At 69.8% G+C, this 16,641-nt stretch carries 14 protein-coding genes; 8 read left to right on the top strand and 6 right to left on the bottom strand.

Features of this window, described 5'->3' with window-relative positions; all coding sequences use genetic code 11:
- The first annotated feature begins 15 nt into the window (after positions 1–15).
- Together AOZ06_RS31565 and AOZ06_RS31560 are read left to right on the top strand one after the other, a co-directional pair.
- Positions 16–402 (top strand): hypothetical protein, encoded by a 387-nt coding sequence (locus AOZ06_RS31565; RefSeq protein WP_157233364.1) that lies wholly within the window; start codon positions 16–18, stop codon positions 400–402.
- The gene (locus AOZ06_RS31560; RefSeq protein WP_054292723.1) at positions 399–1,679 is read left to right on the top strand and encodes an FAD-binding oxidoreductase; all 1,281 of its coding nucleotides are present in this window, start codon (positions 399–401) and stop codon (positions 1,677–1,679) included. The genes AOZ06_RS31565 and AOZ06_RS31560 overlap by 4 nt, the downstream gene beginning before the upstream one ends.
- A 6-nt stretch (positions 1,680–1,685) precedes the next feature.
- Here AOZ06_RS31560 and AOZ06_RS31555 read toward each other — a convergent pair whose 3' ends face one another.
- Positions 1,686–2,654, bottom strand: a complete 969-nt coding sequence (locus AOZ06_RS31555; protein ID WP_054292722.1) for an ABC transporter substrate-binding protein — start codon at positions 2,652–2,654, stop codon at positions 1,686–1,688.
- Between the two features lie 126 nt (positions 2,655–2,780).
- Here AOZ06_RS31555 and AOZ06_RS31550 point away from each other — a divergent pair, with 126 nt between their 5' ends.
- Positions 2,781–3,914 carry a serine hydrolase domain-containing protein gene (locus AOZ06_RS31550; RefSeq protein ID WP_054292721.1) on the top strand — a complete coding sequence of 378 codons (1,134 nt, stop codon included), beginning with the start codon at positions 2,781–2,783 and terminating at the stop codon, positions 3,912–3,914.
- The gene (locus AOZ06_RS31545) at positions 3,911–5,011 is read left to right on the top strand and encodes a serine hydrolase domain-containing protein (RefSeq protein ID WP_054292720.1); all 1,101 of its coding nucleotides are present in this window, start codon (positions 3,911–3,913) and stop codon (positions 5,009–5,011) included. The genes AOZ06_RS31550 and AOZ06_RS31545 overlap by 4 nt, the downstream gene beginning before the upstream one ends.
- A gap of 4 nt (positions 5,012–5,015) precedes the next feature.
- Here the strand turns inward: AOZ06_RS31545 and yczE are convergent, their stop codons facing one another.
- Entirely contained in the window at positions 5,016–5,672 is a 657-nt protein-coding gene (gene yczE, locus AOZ06_RS31540) for a membrane protein YczE (protein WP_054292719.1), read from the bottom strand.
- Between the two features lie 60 nt (positions 5,673–5,732).
- On the opposite strand from yczE, the gene yczR reads away from it, so the two are divergent.
- Together yczR and AOZ06_RS31530 are read left to right on the top strand one after the other, a co-directional pair.
- Positions 5,733–7,187 (top strand): MocR-like transcription factor YczR, encoded by a 1,455-nt coding sequence (yczR, locus tag AOZ06_RS31535; RefSeq protein WP_236951803.1) that lies wholly within the window; start codon positions 5,733–5,735, stop codon positions 7,185–7,187.
- A 60-nt stretch (positions 7,188–7,247) separates the two neighbouring features.
- The gene (locus AOZ06_RS31530) at positions 7,248–8,186 is read left to right on the top strand and encodes a hypothetical protein (protein ID WP_157233363.1); all 939 of its coding nucleotides are present in this window, start codon (positions 7,248–7,250) and stop codon (positions 8,184–8,186) included.
- A gap of 72 nt (positions 8,187–8,258) precedes the next feature.
- Here the strand turns inward: AOZ06_RS31530 and AOZ06_RS31525 are convergent, their stop codons facing one another.
- The 3 genes from AOZ06_RS31525 to AOZ06_RS31515 all read right to left on the bottom strand — a co-directional run bounded on the left by AOZ06_RS31525 (position 8,259) and on the right by AOZ06_RS31515 (position 11,212).
- The gene (locus AOZ06_RS31525; RefSeq protein ID WP_236951802.1) at positions 8,259–8,891 is read right to left on the bottom strand and encodes a DUF6801 domain-containing protein; all 633 of its coding nucleotides are present in this window, start codon (positions 8,889–8,891) and stop codon (positions 8,259–8,261) included.
- A 498-nt stretch (positions 8,892–9,389) separates the two neighbouring features.
- On the bottom strand, positions 9,390–10,058 hold the full coding sequence (locus AOZ06_RS31520) for a response regulator (RefSeq protein WP_054292716.1): 669 nt from the start codon (positions 10,056–10,058) through the stop codon (positions 9,390–9,392).
- Positions 10,055–11,212: a sensor histidine kinase gene (locus AOZ06_RS31515; RefSeq protein ID WP_054292715.1), complete on the bottom strand. Its 1,158-nt coding sequence runs from the start codon at positions 11,210–11,212 to the stop codon at positions 10,055–10,057. The genes AOZ06_RS31520 and AOZ06_RS31515 overlap by 4 nt, the downstream gene beginning before the upstream one ends.
- Positions 11,213–11,356: 144 nt before the next feature.
- Between AOZ06_RS31515 and AOZ06_RS31510 the strand changes: the two genes are divergently transcribed.
- Both AOZ06_RS31510 and AOZ06_RS31505 read left to right on the top strand, forming a co-directional pair.
- Entirely contained in the window at positions 11,357–12,100 is a 744-nt protein-coding gene (locus AOZ06_RS31510) for an ABC transporter ATP-binding protein (RefSeq protein ID WP_054292714.1), read from the top strand.
- Positions 12,100–14,496, top strand: coding sequence for an ABC transporter permease (locus AOZ06_RS31505; protein WP_054292713.1), 2,397 nt, complete (start codon positions 12,100–12,102; stop codon positions 14,494–14,496). The genes AOZ06_RS31510 and AOZ06_RS31505 overlap by 1 nt, the downstream gene beginning before the upstream one ends.
- Here the strand turns inward: AOZ06_RS31505 and AOZ06_RS31500 are convergent.
- Positions 14,468–16,546, bottom strand: coding sequence for a neutral/alkaline ceramidase (locus AOZ06_RS31500; protein WP_236951801.1), 2,079 nt, complete (start codon positions 16,544–16,546; stop codon positions 14,468–14,470). The two genes, AOZ06_RS31505 and AOZ06_RS31500, sit on opposite strands and share 29 nt — an antisense overlap.
- Positions 16,547–16,641: the final 95 nt, after the last annotated feature.

The raw sequence follows: 16,641 nt of genomic DNA, 5'->3' as shown, positions 1-16,641 counted from the left end.
ACCGCGGTGTGGCTGGTGTGCTACGCGCGGACGTTCGACGACCTCGCCGCGATGGCCCGCACGGCGTACGACAACCTCCGGCCAGGGGGCGAATACGTTGGCGTGGAGATGAATCCGCGGTTCGACTGGCAGGGGCCGCCGGCGACCGAGTACGGCCTGACGCATCGGCCGGGCGCGCGGTTCCCCGGCGGAAGGGAGCTGATGGTAACGCTGCACGTCGACCCGCCGATCACGTTCCGTGCCTGCCATTGGGAGGCCGAGCCGATCGTCGACGCCTTCCACGCCGCCGGGTTCACGTCCGCGGGCTTCGTGCCCGCTGTCGGCCCCGGGGGTGAGTTCTGGGCCGACTTCAGGCAGAATCCGACGGTCACGGCGATCAGAGCGGTCAAGGGGCAGCGATGAAGACCTTCAACCTGGCAGCACCGGTCGACCCCGCCGATTCGGCGGTCGCGCACACGGTCGGTGACGTCCAGGCCGCTGTCAGCCGCGCGGTGTCGAAGGGTCTGCGGGTCAGGACGTACACCACTGGTCACGCCGCGGCGACGTTCGGCCCGATGCACGACGCGTTGCTGATCCGCACCGAGCTCGAAGGTGGCGTGCGGGTGGACCCGGACGCGCGGACCGCGTGGATTCCCGCGGGGACGCTATGGGGTGCCGTGGTGGCCGCGACCAGTCCCCATGGGCTGGTCGCGGTGCACGGCACGGCCGCGACTGTCGGTGTGGTGGGGTATCTGCTGCGTGGTGGCGTGAGCTTCTACAGCCGCCGGTTCGGGCTGGCGCCGAACACGGTTCGCTCGATCGAGCTGGTCACCGCTGACGGTCAGGTGCGGACCGCCGACGCCGAGCTGCTGTGGGCGTTGCGCGGCGGTGGCGGCGGGTTCGGCGTGGTGACCGCTGTCGAGGTCGAGCTGTTCCCGGTGGCCTCGGTGATCACCGGAGCCTCGTTCTGGCCGGTGTCCGAGGCCGGGCGGGTGGTGAAGCTGTGGCGGGATTGGGCCAGGGAGGCGCCCGAATCGGTGTCGACCTCGTTGCGGCTGATGAACATGGTCGCCGCGCCCGGCAGGCCGGAATCGATCACCTCGGGCCAGGTCGTCTGCGTCGACGGCGCCATCATCAGCGAGACCCCGGACCTCGCGGACGCCAGGGAAGTCCGTGACGGGTTGCTGGGGCCGCTGGGCAAGCCGGTGCACGACACGTGGCGTGAGACCGGGCCTGAGGCTGTTCTGGCGACGCACATGGACCCACCCAATCCGGTCAGGGCCTTCGGTGACCACATGCTGTTGAGCGACGTCGACGTGGATGCCTTCGTGCGGCTGGCCGGCGCCGGGTCGCCGTTGCTGTCCGCCGAACTGCGTCAGCTGGGTGGGGCGGTCGGCCGGCCGCACCCTGAGGGTGGGGCGCTCGACCACGTTGCCGAGCCGTTCGTGTACCAGTGCGTGGGGTCGGCCGCTGATCCCGAGGCCGCCGCGACCGGCAAGCGGCGGGCCGGGCTGATCCGCTCCGAGCTGGCGCCGTGGGACACCGGGCGGACCATTCCCAGCTTCGTCGGCAGTTTCACGCAGCCACAAGGGCATCTGGACGCCGAGCAGGTCGTCACCGTCGACCGGATCCGGCAGAAGGTCGATCCGGACGGGGTGTTCCGTGGCGACATCATGCCGAACGCCACCTTGACGTCATAGGAGCCGCTACGGCGCGTTGACGAAGCTCGCGTCGAACAGGCCGTCCACCGGCGCCAGTCGCGTGGTGAGTTTGGTCTGTTGCATGAACGTGGCGACCTGGGCCGCCTCTTGGTGCAGCTTCATGCTGCTGAACGCTTTCTGGTTCTCCTGTTTGGTCAGGAACGTCGTTCCCGGTTGGTACGCGCGGTACGTCTGCGGGCTCACGCCCGCCCGCCGGGCCATGATCGCTGTTGCCTCGTCCGGGTTGTGGGCGATCCAGCCGAGGGTTTCGAACCACGTGTTGACGATCCGCTGCACGAGGTCCGGCCGCAGCTTGGCCAGTTGCTCGCGGACCACCAGGGTGTCCGGGATCGAGCTGGGGAACTCCGCCGAGCTGGTCAGCGGGGAGCTGCCGGGCCGGGTCAGCGCTGTGGTCGTGTGCGGCGCCCACGCGCCGACCGCGTCCACGTGACCGGCCGCGAAGGCCGCTGCCGCGGAGTCCGTCATGGTCGAGACGACCTGCACGTCACCTTCGTGGAGCTTGGCCCGGTTGAGCGCCAGCAGCAGCAGGTAGTGGTCGACCGTCCCCTTCTCCACCGCCACCGTCTTGCCCTTGAGGTCTCCAACGCTCGTTATCCCGTCGCGGGCGATGATCTGGTCGTTGCCCGTGGAGATGTCGTTGACGAGCACGGTCGTCTGCCGGGCGCCGCCGCTGACCGACATCAGCGTGTCGTTGAGCGTCTGGCTGTTGGCGTCGATCGCTCCCGTGGCCAGTGCCGTGATGCTGTCGGTGTAGCTGTCGAAGTACTTCAGTTCGACGTCCACCCCGTTCACCGCGAAGAAGCCCTTCTCGGCGGCGACCTGCCACGGCAGCCAGCCCGGCCACGCCGTGAAACCCAGCGTGACCTTCGCCGGTACGGCCGGTGATCCCGCGCACGACGTGACTGCGAGCAGGCCGACGACAGACAGCACCGCGGCGAGCAACCGTGTTCTCATCTCCCACTCCCAGGCAGAGCCGCCCCGAATGGGCACAACCTACCCCCACGGGTGGTGCTGGCTACACCATGAACAGGAGACTTTGCTGGATCGCGCCGGGTGAACGGTTCCTGACACGGTTGAACCATGAATTCAACGAGGGCCAAGGTGCTGGGCCTGCTCGTGGCCACGGGGGTGCTGGCCGGGGCGGTGACCGCGTCCGGTGCTCAGGCGGACGCACCGCGCGACGCGCTGGAACAACTGGTGAAGCAGGAGAAGTTCCCTGGTGCTGTGCTTGTGACGCAGTCCACTTCGTACACCGCTGGTGCCGCCCGGTTCGGCCGTCCCGGTCCGCCGCCGGTCAACGGGCGGGTGCGGGCGGCCAGCAACACCAAGACGTTCGTCGCTGTCGTCGTGTTGCAACTGGTGGCCGAGGGCAAGGTCGAGCTGGACGCGCCGATCGAGCGCTACCTGCCCGGTCTGATCCGCGGCAAGGGCATCGACGGGCACAAGATCACTGTGCGCAACCTGGTGCAGCAGAACTCCGGGCTGCCCGAGTACACGTCCCACATCGGGATCGACGACTACGAGAAGTCGAAGGACCGCTACTTCGAGCCACGGCAACTGCTCGCGGTCGCGCTGGCGCATCCGGCGACCGCCCAGCCGGGGCAGCGGTGGGAGTACAGCAACACCAACTACATCGTCGCCGGGATGCTCATCGAGCGGATGACCGGACGACCACTCGCCGAGCAGGTGACCAAGCGTGTCATCGACAAGGCCAGGCTCCGGGACACGTATTGGCCGCGTGTGGGGGAAAGGACCATCCGAGGGACGCACGCGCGGGGCTACGGCCTGCTCAAGGACGGCAAGACCGTCGCCGACGTGACCGAGCTCGACCCGTCGGCCGCGTGGGCCGCGGGTCAGCTGATCACGACTCCCGCCGACCTCAACGCGTTCTTCGCCGCGCTCATCGGCGGCAAGCTGCTGCCCGCGCGGCAACTCGCCGAGATGAGGAAAACCGTGCCCGCGCAGATGTGGCCGGGTGCGCGATACGGACTCGGTCTCGTCAGCACCGAGCTGAGCTGCGGCGGCGTGTACTGGGGACACGGCGGCGACATCCCCGGGTTCGAGACGCGCGGAGGCGTGACCGAGGACGGTCGCCAGGCGTCGGTCGTCGTCACCGCGTTGCCCGGCACGTTCGGCCCGGCCAACGGCGACCGCGCGCACGCGGCCGTGATGTCCACTGTGGACAAAGCGCTGTGTTCGGGAGGCAAGCGATGAAACGCGTGGCTGTCACCGCCGTGCTGGCCGCGGCCATGCTGGTACCACCGGCCGCCGCGTTCGCCGCACCGCCGGACACCGGCAACCCGGTGCGGCATCTGGTGGACGAGGGCAACGCGCCCGGAGCGCTCGCCGCGGTCCGGCGGGACGGGCGGGACCGCTCGTACGTGGCGGGCAAGGGCGACACCAGGACGGGCGCTCCGGTTGCGGTCAACGGTCAGATCCGGATCGGCAGCAACACCAAGGCTTTCACCGCCGTCGTGGTGTTGCAGCTCGTTGCGGAGGGCAAAGTCGGGCTGGACACGCCGATCGACCGGTACCTGCCCGGCTTGCTGACGGTGAACAAGGACGCCACAGTCCGCCAGGTCTTACAGCACACCAGCGGTCTGCCGGAGTACACCGACAAGATCGGGCTCACCAGGATCGGTGACGTCCGCGACCGCTACCTGCGGCCGCACGACCTGCTCGACGCGGCCTTCGCGCACCCGGCGCAGTTCCCGGCAGGCGCGAAGTGGAGCTACACCAACACGAACTACGTTCTGGCCGGGCTGCTGGTGCAGGCCGTCACCGGACGGCCGGCCGAGGAGCAGATCGGCGACCGGATCGTGCGGCCGCTGGGCCTGCGGGACACCTACTGGCCCGAGATCGGCGAAACCGGTCTGCGCGGGCGGCATCCGCACGGCTACAACCGCGCTGACGCGGCCGACCCGAGATCACCGGTCGTCGACGTCACGGAGATGGATCCGTCGTGGGGCTGGGCGGCCGGGCAGATGGTGTCCACTCCGGCCGACCTGGCCGCGTTCTACCGCAAGCTGCCGACGCTGCTGCCGGCCGCTCAGCTGGCGCAGATGCGGACGACGGTGCCCACCGGATATCCCGGCCAGAGCTACGGCCTCGGCCTGATCAGGTTCACGTCGAGCTGTGGCCCGGTCTACTGGGGACACGGCGGCAACATCCACGGGTACTCGTCACTGGCGGGCGCGACCGACGACGGCAAGGCCGCCGCGGTCGTGCAGACCGCGCTCCCGGGCGTCTACGGCGATCCTGAGACAGCCACCAAGCGCATAGACAAGGCGATGGACAAGGCCCTCTGCTAGCGGCCTAGGACTGTGCCTCGAGCGTGCGCGCTCGGGGCACTTCCGCGGACCGCCACGTGACCAGCGGTAGCAGCAGTTGCGTGAGCGGGCCGACGGCGAGCGCGTAGAGCACGGTGCCGATCCCGACCGTGCCGCCGAGCAGCCAGCCCGCGCCGAGCACGATCACCTCGATCCCGGTCCGCACCAAGCGGATCGACCAGCCGGTGCGGGCGGCCAGCCCGGTCATCAGGCCGTCGCGCGGTCCGGGGCCGAGGCGGGCGCCGACGTAGACAGCCGTCGCGACCGCGTTGAGCGCGATCCCGCCGGCCAGCAGCACGATCTGCCACACGAGCAGGCGCTGGTCGGGCAGGATCGCCCGGACCACGTCGACGGCGATCGAGATCACGACGATGTTGGAGATCGTGCCGATCCCCGGGCGTTGCCGCAGCGGGATCCACAGCAGCATGACGAACACCGCGACGATCGCGGTGATCACGCCGAAGGACAGCCCGGTGCGTTTGTTGAGTCCGTCGGTCAGCACGTCCCACGGGAAGAGCCCCATGTGGGAACGCGACAGCATGGCCATGCTGACGCCGTACAGGACAAGGCCGGCCAGCAGCTGGCCGGATCGGCGGACGGGAGCCCGGCGGATGCTCACCGGACTGAGATCGACTGATGCCACCTGAGCAGTCTCTGCCGGACTGGTCTGACAATCCAGGGCCAATGGGTAATAATTGGCCTTGTGACCACGACCATACCGCTCGGTAGTCGCGTCTCCGGCGCACGATTGGCCATTTTGCTGGGCGAGTGGCGTCGCCACGGCTCCCGGCAAGGCGCGGCGGACCTGGCCGCCGCGGTCGAACTGCACGTCCTGGACGGCCAGCTGCCCATCGGCACCCGGCTGCCCGCCGAGCGTGAACTGGCCACCGCGCTGGGCGTGAGCCGCACGCTCATCGGCGCGGCGCTGGACCGGTTGCGCGAGGACGGTCTCGTGGCCAGCCGCCAGGGTGCGGGATCGTGGGTCGCGGGCACGGGCACCCGCCGCGCGGAACCGGAGCTGGCGGGTGGGAACGCGCTGATCGACCTGGCGAAGGCGGCCCCGCCGGCGCTGCCGGGCATGACGGCCGCGGTGGACGCGGCGCGCCAGGACCTGTCGGCGTACCTGAGCGGAAACGGCTACATCACCGGTGGCCTGCCGGTGCTGCGGGAACGGCTCGCCGAGCGCTACACCGCGCGTGGCCTGCCCACGACGCCGGACCAGGTGATCGTCGTCAACGGCGCGTACTCGGCCTTCGTGCTGTGCCTGCGAATGCTGGCAGGGCCGGGCGACCGCGTGCTGGTCGAGCAGCCGACGTACCCGAACGCGCTCGACGCGTTGCGTGCCGCGCACGCCCAGCCGGTGCCGGTGGCGCTCGACCCGGTCGGTGGCTGGGACCTGGCCGGGTTCGAGGCCGCGGTCCGGCAGGCCGCGCCGCGGTTCGGCTATCTCGTGGTGGACTTCCAGAACCCGACCGGCCTGCGGCTGGACGCGGCCGGGCGCGAGCGCCTCGCCGGGATGCTCACCCGCAGCCACACCCCGGTGGTGGTCGACGAATCCCTCGTGGAGCTCGACTACGAGGGTGACCCGGTGCACGGCCCGCCGCCGTTCGCGGCCCTCGGGGGCGAGCTGACCCTGACCGTGGGCTCCGCGGCGAAGACGTACTGGGGTGGCCTGCGGCTGGGCTGGATCCGCGGTTCGACCGAACTGCTGGACCGGCTGCTGTCGTCGCGCTACGCCATCGACCTCGGCCCGCCGGTGTTCGACCAGCTCGTGCTGGCGTCCATGATGGAACCAGCCGGGTACGAGGCGTTGGCCAAGCGGCGGCACGACTTCCGCGGCCAGCGGGACGCGCTGGTCGCCGCGCTGCGCACACACTGTCCGAACTGGACGTTCGTGGTCCCGTCCGGCGGGCTTTCGCTGTGGTGCAAACTGCCGGAAGCGATGAGCACGCGGCTGGCGGTGTCCGCGGCGAACCACGGCGTGCAGCTGGCGCCAGGCTCGCGGTTCGGCGTGCACGGCGGACTGGAGCGCTGGATCCGCCTGCCCTTCGGCCTGCCGTCCGGACAACTGGAGGACGCGGTCCGACGGCTGGCCGCCGCGTCAGCGTCGATCAGCGGCTGCGCGAACGTCCCGGCGGTGGATGTCGCGGTCACATGAGATGGTTCTGAGACTCCGTGCCGCTGGCGGCGGCGGTCCGCCCAGCCCTACCATCGCCCGGTGATCGCGCGCTGGAAGATCGTTGTGGCCGTGCTTGCCCTGCCACTGAGCCTCGCCGCTTGTTCGAGCGAATCGGGCCCGGCGGCGTCCCCGGGGTCAGGCCCGGTGAGCCGGCCGGGCGGGCTGCTGGAGGCGCTGGGCAGGGTCAAGGCAACCGCCGAGACCCGCGCGTACATCGAATACGGCAAGCCGGCGGACGCGAAATCCCAGCAGGGCGCGGGTTACGCGAGCATCGCCCAGTACTCGCAGCGGATGGCTGACCGGCTCAAGCTGGATCCGGGGAAGTTCACCTCGGCGCTGACCGTGGGCCAGCCGCCGAACGCGGCGGGCATCCTGTGGGGCGACTACGACACGGCGGCGGTCAACCAGGCGCTCGCCGACGCGAAGATCCGCCGTGAGGACAAGGACGGCGCGGCGGTGTGGACAGTCGGCGAGGACAACACGGCCCAATTGGACGGACCGCTCAGCGAGGCCGCGCCTCCCACCGGTTTCAACAAACTCCGTGTGGCCGATGGCGCCTTCGCGTACGCCGGTTCGGCGAAGAGTCTCGCCACGGTGACCGATCCCGGACGGGACACGCTCGCGAAGGACGAGGACATCCAGGCGCTGGCCGGCTGCCTCAAGGACGTGGTCGCGGCGACGATCGTCCGGTCGGACCGCGACCCGATGCCCGCCGCGATCGGCGTGCTGGCGGACGGAACCGAGGCGTTGTGCGTGCTTCCGGCCGAAGGCAAGGCCGAGGACGTGCGCAAGCGGATCGCCGACGAGGTCGGCTCCGGCACGTCGATCAGCGGACAGCCGTGGAAACAACTGCTGCCGGACGCCGGCACCGAGGTTGTCGGTGGTCAGCCCGAGACCGTACGGATGACCGCGAAGCCCCAGCGTCCGGGGATGCTGTTCATGGCTCTGGCCAAGCGGGATCTGCCGCTGCCCCGTTGATCCCGTCGCGGCGAGGGGCCGTGTGGCCAGTCGCGAGGGGACCGGCCACACGGAGCTTGGTGCCTGCGGGCGTCAGTGCCGGACGGCTGTGCCCGCCGGGGTGATCTCGATGGTCGCCAGCTCGTTGTTCTGGTCCGGGTTCTGCTTGCAGGCCGAGTCGAACTCCTTGAGCGCGGTCAGGCTGCCGTCGGCCTTGCGCGGCACCAGGTGCAGCTTGACGTCGCCGACCGTGATCTTCGCGGTTCCCGCCTGCGAGAACGTGATCGACGGGGTTTCGCCGGTCGCGGTGACGGTGAACTCGCCGCTGGCCGGGATCGGGGTCTTCGCCAGGGTCGCGGGGACCTCGAGCGGCAACTCGGCCTCGGGTGCGGCGATGTTCGCCTGCGCCAGCGCGGTGCCTTCGAGGGTCTTGGCGCCGACCAGGTTCAGGCCGGTGGTGGCGTTCTTGCCGACCTTGGACACGGTGTTGATCGGCAGCGCGTCGACCGGGGTGCCGACGGGGACGCTCGCCGGGAAGTCGATCCCGATGGTGATCTGGATCGGCTGCCCACCGATCAGCGGAAACGAGCAGGTGTAGTTCAGCGCCACCTCGGACCGCTCCGCCGCGGCGCTGGTGCCCGCGCCGGCCAGCATGGCGGACGCCGCGAGGGCGGCGGTGGTGACGGCGGTCATGGCGACGCGGGCGGACCCGATTCGGTTCTTCACAATCTTCCTCCGAGTATCAGCAAAGATACGAAAACCGCACGGAACATCGACGGTCCGGCGGCCTTCGCCGAATTGCCGGACGGTTGGGAGTAGCTCGTTCGAAACAGTGCTACCGGAGCGAAAATTATCTGTTACCGCGGGTGTCCGCAAGGCTTCGTTCTGTCGGCATTGTCCGGCCGGGGGAACTTGTCATCCCGCGATATCCGGCGCGGTGGAATTTGGCATCACCGCACAGTCCTGCGATTCTACCCGTGCGTAGCTGTGCGCTGTTCGGGGTAGTGTGTTGCGGCTAGTGGGCGTTCGCGGTGTCGTTGAGTGGGCGAAGTGTCGCGGTGTGTGTCCCCCGTGCGGGGTAGCCTTCGGCTGTTCGCGCGTTCTCGACGTGTGCTGAATTCGGGCTCGATTGAATGACCAAGCGCGGTACGGCAATGTGCCGCATGGGAACGGCAGACAATCATGAGAGGCATTGGGCGGTGGAAGGAACAATTGCCTCCTTGTTCACGCCGAGATGACGACGCCCGATCGCCACGCCCACGCGGCGATCTCGACCCGGTTGCGCACGGCGAGTTTGCGTTGCACGTTCGCCAGGTGCGTCTTGACCGTGGCCAGCGTGACGAACAGCTCGGTGGCGACCTCGTCGTTGGTCCGGCCCTGCGCCACCAGCTTGACCACCGCGAGTTCCCGCTCGGTGAGCGGCTCGACCGGCGCCTGCTCCGGTGCTTCCGGCTCGTCCGTGCGGCGGGGCGCCAGGTGCGACAGCAGCCGTACCGTCACTGCCGGGGAGATCAACGACGCCCCGTTGGCGGCCGCGCGGACCGCTTCCACCAGCAGCGCCGGGGACATGTCCTTGAGCAGGAAGCCACTCGCGCCGTTGCGCAGCGCGCGGTAGACGTACTCGTCGAGGTCGAACGTCGTGGCGATCAGGACGTTGAGCGGGTCGCGGACCTGGGACCCGGCCAGCAGCCGTGTCGCCTCCAGACCGTCCAGTCCGGGCATCCGGATGTCCAGCAGGCACACGTCCGGCCGCAACCGGCGCGCCTGCTCGACCGCCGCCTCGCCGTCGCCGACAGCCGCGACGACCTCCATGTCCGGCTGGGAGTCCAGGATCATCCGGAACGCCGAACGCATCATCTCCTGGTCGTCGGCGATCAGCACACGGATGGTCATGCCGGAGATGATGGCAGCACCGCCGTGACCGCCCAGCCCGCCCCCGTCGGACCGGCGGTCAGCCGCCCGCCCGCGGACTCGACCCGCTCGGTCAGCCCCAGCAGCCCGAAACCGCTGCTCGGCATGCCGTTGTCGGCGGCGATCCCGTCGTTGCGCACGGTGATCCGCACGGATCCGGGCTCGTCGTACGCGCTGATCTCTACAGCACTGACCTGCGCCGCGTGCCGCAGGACGTTGGTCAGTGACTCCTGCACGACGTGCCTGGCCGCGTCCAGCGTCCGCTGCGGCAGGGTCCGCCCGGCCAGCTGGTCGTCGATCGACGTGGTCACCGGGGGACCGGCGAAGCCGTCGGCCGCGGTGGCCACCAGCTCACCGAGAGTCCGGTGTGGACGGACCGGCGCCGCGCCGTCGCCGTCGTCGCGCAGGACGGTGATCATGCCGCGCATCGACACCAGCGCCTGCGAACCGGCTTTCTCGATCCCGGCGAGCATGTCGTCGAGCACCTCCGGCGACGGCGGCAGCCCCGCGGCCGTGGTGAAGCGGACCGCCTTGGCCTGCGCGACGATCGCGGTGACGTGGTGGGCGACGAAGTCGTGCAGGTCACGGGCGTACTCCAGGCGCTGGGCCTGCCGCGCCAGCTCGAAGGAGTCGGCCCGGCGCCGGTCGTGCAGCCGCAGGTACAGGCCCAGCAGCGTCAGGAACGCCATGCCGAAGAAGATCCCGACGCCCATCGCGGGCAGGTACTCCTCGTTGGACGCGTCCAGCCGCAGTGGCAGCAGGCACGCGGCCACGATCAGCAACGCGGCCAGCCAGATCGTCCGCGATGGCCGGTTCTGCATGACCACCCGCACCAGCAACCACGACAGGCCGAGCAGTTCCACCACGCCGAAAGTGTTGTCCAGTCGCGGCGACAGCTGCGTGGCGATGATCGTGTAAGCGATCGACAGCACCGCGATCCCGCCGGCCACGGACGCGGGCACGGTCGGCATCAGCAGCGTGGCCACGGGAAGCAACCCGCAGATCACCACCCCGACAGCCCCCGGCACGGTCTCGGCGCTGAGTCCTTCCAGGATCACGAGGGTGACAGCGGCCGCGATGAGCACGGCGAGCACCACGCGTTGTGTCCAGGGGAGCCGGTCGAGGATGCCCAACATGGCGGCAACGCTACGACAGCGCCCGTGGCCCGGCCTCATTCTTTCGGCTGAGCGCGCCGGGACTCACTCGCCTGTGTGGCTGATCCGCCCGGCCCCGGTTCTCCCGATGATCGACACCGTCGAAACAGACGAGGAAGGTGTGTGATGGATCAGCGAACGGTCGCCGTCGCCGAGGGGCTCGGCAAGGTCTACGCAACCGGGCAGGCCGCCGTGACGGCGCTCGCGGGCGTGTCGGCGCAGTTCCGGCGAGGCGAGTTCACCGCGGTGATGGGGCCGTCCGGCTCGGGCAAGTCCACGTTCGTGCACTGCCTCGCCGGGCTGGACACGCCGACGTCGGGCAAGGCGCTGATCGGCGGCACCGACCTCGGCTCGCTGACCGAGGCCGGGCTCACCAGGCTGCGGCGGGAGAAGATCGGGTTCGTCTTCCAGTCGTTCAACCTGCTGCCCACGCTCACCGCGTGGGAGAACATCGTGCTGCCGCTGTCGCTGGCGGACAAGCGCCCCGACAGGACGTGGACCAAGCAGGTCATCGACGCGGTCGGCCTGGCCGACCGGCTCACCCACCGGCCCGCGGAGCTCTCCGGCGGACAGCAGCAGCGCGTGGCGTGCGCCCGCGCCCTGATCTCGCGGCCGGACATCGTCGTGGCCGACGAGCCGACGGGCAACCTCGATTCCCGGTCCGGCGCGCAGATCCTCGGCCTGTTGCAGATGTGCGCGCGCCATTGGGGACAGACGATCGTCATGGTCACGCACGACCCGATCGCCGCGGGCTACGCCGACCGCGTGCTGTTCCTCGCCGACGGACGGCTCGTCGACGAGATGGCCCAGCCCACGCCCGACAGTGTGCTTGACCGGATGCGCCGGTTCGACGCGCAGGCGGTGCGCTGATGCTGCGGATGGCGTTTCGCTCGGTCCTCGCCGACAAGGCCCGGTTCCTGCTGCCGACCGTGGCCGTGATGCTGGGCGTGGCGTTCGTGTCGGGGGCGTTGCTGTACGGGGCCTCGGTGCAGGCTTCGCTGGACCGCGTCCAGCCGGACTTCTCGGTGCAGGTCACGCCGTACACGATCGACAAGCCCGTGCCCGCCGACCTGGTCGGCAAGTTGCGCGGCGTGGCCGGGGCGCGGGAGGTCCGTCCGGTCGCCGAAGGCCGCGCGTTCGTCGTGGACAAGGACGGCTCGCTCGTCGGGCCGCCGGGGCTGGCCGGTGGCGTGAACTTCGACGCGCACCTGAACCTCGTCGGCGGGCAGCCGCCGAAGGACGGCAACGAGATCGCGATCGACGACTGGACGGCGGGCCGGACCGGCTTCAAGGCCGGTGACCAGGTGCGCGTGGTCGTGGACGGGAACGTGCGCACGGTCAGGGTGGCCGGGATCTTCAGCGTGCAGGACGCGCGCGTCGCCCAAGGCGGGACCTTGACGGCGTTCGACGACGCCACAGCACGCGCACTGTTCGCCAAGACTCCCGGCAGCTACACCGCGATCAACCTGACGGCCACGCCCGGCACCACCGACTCCGCGCTCGCCGCCAACGTCCGAGCGGTCCTTTCGAAGGACTTGGAGGTCATCACCGCGGCGGAGATCCGCAAACCAGGCGCCGACGGCAAGCTGACCGAGATCCTGCTCGTCTTCGCCGGTGTCGCGTTGTTCGCCTCGATCTTCCTGGTGGCCAACACCTTCACCATGCTGTCGGCCGCGCGTGCCCGTGAACACGCGTTGCTGCGGGCGGTCGGCGCCGACCGGCGTCACATCCTGCGCATGGTCCTGGCGGAGGCCGTGCTGCTCGGTGTAACCGCGACGGTTCTCGGTTACCTGCTGGGCGTCGGGGGAGCGGCGTCACTGGACGCGTTGTTCTCGGTGTCCGACGGGCCACCTGTTGCGCTGCAGGTGTTCAGCGTCTGGCCGGTCGTGGCCGCACTCGGTGTCGGCATCGGCGTGACGGTCCTGGCCGCGTACGTGCCCGCCCGTCGTGCCGCCGCCGTCCCGCCGATCGCGGCGTTGCGCACCGGACTGCCGCCGACCGGGAAATCGTTGCGCCGCAGGAACATCGCTGGCCTCGTGGTGACGCTCGCCGGTGCGGCGGCCACAGCGGCGGGCGCGGAGTCCCAGGACTTGATCTACCTCGGCGCGCCGCTGCTGCTGCTCGGGCTGATCATCCTCACGCCGCTGTTCGGCGTGGGGCTGACGGCGTTGCTGCGCCGCCCAATGACTCGCGTGGCGGGTGTCCGTGGCACGCTCGCGGTGGAGAACACCCGCCGCAACCCACGGCGCACCGGCACGACCGCGAGCGCGTTGATGGTCGGCTTGTCGATCTGCGCTGCCGTGACAGTGCCGATCGCGTCGGTCGGCGCGCAGGACGAACGCCTCGCCGACACCGGGGACAGCGCGGACATCCGGATCACCGCGGTCGACTTCGCGGACATCGGCAAGGACACCGTCGGCAAGATCGCCGCAGTCCCCGGCGTCCAGGCGGTCACACCCATCACGCCGGTCAGCCTCGGCTTCGGCCGCGACTGGCTGTCCGCGGCCGGAGTGGACACGAGCACGATCGCGCAGTTCGTGTCCCTCGACGTGAAGGACGGCTCGCTGGCCGGACTGTCCGGCGGGATCGCCGTGACCAGCAAGGAAGCCGACGCGCACAAGTGGACAGTCGGGACGATGCTCGCGACCGGCTCGCCGATCGTGGCGATCTTCGACGCACCGGAGGGGTTCCGGTACGACGCGCTCGTGAGCGCCTCCCGTGCCGAAGACAGCCGGCAGCCCGCCACGATTCTCGTGAAGGCCGCGCAGGCCGGTTCCGTCCGCGCGGAGATCCGGAAGGCGCTGGACAACCCGACTCTGGTCGTGCAGACCCGCGCCGAGTACATCGAATCGGTGGGAGCCCAGCTGGACCTGGTGCTGAACATCCTCTACGCGTTGCTCAGCATCTCGGTGCTGATCGGTGCGCTGTCGGTGGTCAACACCATGACCATGTCCACACTGGAACGGATCAGGGAGATCGGCCTGCTGCGCGCGGTCGGCCTCGGCCGGCGCCAGGTCGGCACGATCCTGCGGCTGGAATCGGTGATCATCGCCGTTCTCGGCGCGGGGGCCGGTCTGCTGGCCGGGTGCGTGATCGGCGCGGTCGCCGTGGCCGGTCAGAGCGGGATTCCCGTCGTGCTGCCGTGGGACCGGCTCGGGTTGTTCGTCGGGGTGACCGCGGCGATCGGGATTCTGGCCGCGCTGTGGCCCGCCCGGCGGGCCTCGCGGATCCCGATCCTCACCGCGATCCAGTCCGGCACGGAGTGACGGCGGGGTGGACGCCGGCCTTGGCTAGACCGGCGCCCATCTCCCCCCCGCAGCCGACTGTGAAGGCGGTCGTCGTTCCGGAGAACGACGTGATCGCGCCGGTCCAGCCGCTCTTCCAGTCGCCGTTGTGCACGATCCGGTACGTGCCTGCCGGTGTGCCGGCCGGGATCGTCCAGGTGATCGTCGCTTCCGAGTTGGCGACGCCGGCTCGTTTCCACTCGTACCGGGTCGACCAGTCGCCGTCGTCGGCGTGCCGGGTCCACGTTCCGTTCGCCAGCCGCTGCACTTCGAGGAACGTGCCGTTGCGGCGCAGGTTGTTCTTCGGGTGACCGGTGACGAACACGGCGGTGGCCGATTGCCCGGCCTGGTAGGACGCCTTCGGTTGCGTGAGGACCTGGCCGAAGGCGTGCGCGGGGTTCTTGTCGTCGAACACCACGCCGGTCTGCAGGTTGATGCCGGTGAACGGTGGCCTGCCGGGGACCGGGCCCGCGGGCAGCGCCGTGCCGCTCCGCAGCGCGGCGGCGAGTTTGCCGAACTCCTGCTGGTAGGCCGGGGTGGTGTTGCGGCCGAACAGGGTCGAGCCGCCCTCGTACTGCTGGAGGTCGTACTCCTCCGGCGTGGTGACGTACTGGCTGTAGTCGTTGGCGTAGCCCTGGATCAGGACGTTGTCCAACGGCACCCCGAGTTCCTGCGCGACGCTGCGGCGGATGCGCAGGCCCGCGACGATCGTGACCTCACCGGGTACGGCGACGAGGTGCAGCTGACCGATCTTGACGAGTTGCACCGGCAGGACGTTCGGGGTCGCCCCGATCAGGCCGGTCGGCACGAGCGACGCCTTCGGGTACTGGCAGTCGCGAAGCCACTGCGGCACCTGCGTCTGCAGCGGCTCGAACAGCTTCTTCCACGGGCTCTGCATGCCTTCGGTGAAGCCGGGCAGCGCCGGGCCGTCCTCCACGCTGCCCGCCATGGTCGACGCCCCGACCACGCCGGAGCACGTCGTCGCCGGTTTCCCGTCCGGGGTGTGCTTTCCGTCGACGGCCACGTTGCCCATGTCCACGAACCGCATCCGGTAGTCCACCGCGCCGGTGATCTCGGTCCGCGGTCCGTTGTAGACCTGCTGCGCCTTGCGGTTCTGCCGTTCGCCGATGATCCGGGTGTTGTCCACCTGGTCCTCGGTGGGGCCGGAGCCGGGCTTGAGGTTGAGGTTCGGCGACATGTCACCGGCGTTGGTGTTCGGGAACGCGGCGACGAAACCCGGCTTGTCCTCCAGGTACCGCACGCCCTGGTCGTCGTGCTCCCATTGGTAGGCCGCGTATCCCTTGTTGTCCGGGCTGATCAGCGTGTTCGCGTTGGTCATCGACGTGTTGTGCGTGGCGAACCAGTTGATCGAGCCGACGTCGGTACCGCCCTGCTTGAGCCGCAGCACGGTCATCGCCGGGTCGATCGCGCCGGGGAAAGCTGCCTTGTCGGCGGCGGCGTTGGCGTCGAACGCCACCTTCGACCGGTTCACACTCGCGTTCGTGAGCTCGCCGCGGCCGATGGAGAGGGTGCCGGGCTTGAGGTCTTCGTGGGCCTCGGCGATCGACTCGACGATGCCGTCCGCGATGGCGTCGAGCGTCTGCGGCTGCGTTCCGAGGATCGAGAGGTTGTAGGCGAGGTTGTGGGAGAAGCCGCCGGGGCCCGCGTGCGTGTGCGTGGCCGACAGGAGCACGTTCTCCCCGGTGTAGAGGTCGCCGTAGCGCGGCTTGAGTTTCGCCATGACGGCTTCCTGCACCGCGCGGAAGATCATCGCCAGGTCGGCGTTGACGTACACGACCCGCTTGGTCGTGGACCGGTCGACGACGATGTAGGCGCGGGAGCGCTGGCGCTGGTGGATGCCGGTGGTCTTCTGGTCGAACTTGGAGTAGCCCATCATGCCGTTCTCGGCGGCGGGCCCGGTGACGTCCGAGATGCCCCGGCCGACGAGGTACGGATCCGGCGCGGCCGTGGCGGGCAGGCCGGTGAACACCAACGCCGCCGCGAGTACCGCCGGCATGCCTGACTTGCGCACCCGTACCTCCTCGTCGAGATGCGAAAGGTTTTCACCTTTGTGGGCACGATAGGTGATCCGGGGCACGCCGACAAGACACAGAGTGATCACCGGTG

Source organism: Kibdelosporangium phytohabitans (genome assembly GCF_001302585.1).
GTDB lineage: Bacteria > Actinomycetota > Actinomycetes > Mycobacteriales > Pseudonocardiaceae > Kibdelosporangium > Kibdelosporangium phytohabitans.
Note: the sequence above shows the minus strand (reverse complement) of the source record. Positions and strands in the feature narration are given on the sequence as shown.

What these genes read in the sequence shown, in the direction of transcription:
- AOZ06_RS31560 (WP_054292723.1), top strand. Translation starts at nt 399, where the DNA reads ATGAAGACCTTCAACCTGGCAGCACCGGTCGACCCCGCCGATTCGGCG.
- AOZ06_RS31555 (WP_054292722.1), bottom strand. Translation starts at nt 2,654, where the DNA reads ATGAGAACACGGTTGCTCGCCGCGGTGCTGTCTGTCGTCGGCCTGCTC.
- AOZ06_RS31550 (WP_054292721.1), top strand. Translation starts at nt 2,781, where the DNA reads ATGAATTCAACGAGGGCCAAGGTGCTGGGCCTGCTCGTGGCCACGGGG.
- AOZ06_RS31545 (WP_054292720.1), top strand. Translation starts at nt 3,911, where the DNA reads ATGAAACGCGTGGCTGTCACCGCCGTGCTGGCCGCGGCCATGCTGGTA.
- AOZ06_RS31520 (WP_054292716.1), bottom strand. Translation starts at nt 10,058, where the DNA reads ATGACCATCCGTGTGCTGATCGCCGACGACCAGGAGATGATGCGTTCG.
- AOZ06_RS31515 (WP_054292715.1), bottom strand. Translation starts at nt 11,212, where the DNA reads ATGTTGGGCATCCTCGACCGGCTCCCCTGGACACAACGCGTGGTGCTC.
- AOZ06_RS31510 (WP_054292714.1), top strand. Translation starts at nt 11,357, where the DNA reads ATGGATCAGCGAACGGTCGCCGTCGCCGAGGGGCTCGGCAAGGTCTAC.
- AOZ06_RS31505 (WP_054292713.1), top strand. Translation starts at nt 12,100, where the DNA reads ATGCTGCGGATGGCGTTTCGCTCGGTCCTCGCCGACAAGGCCCGGTTC.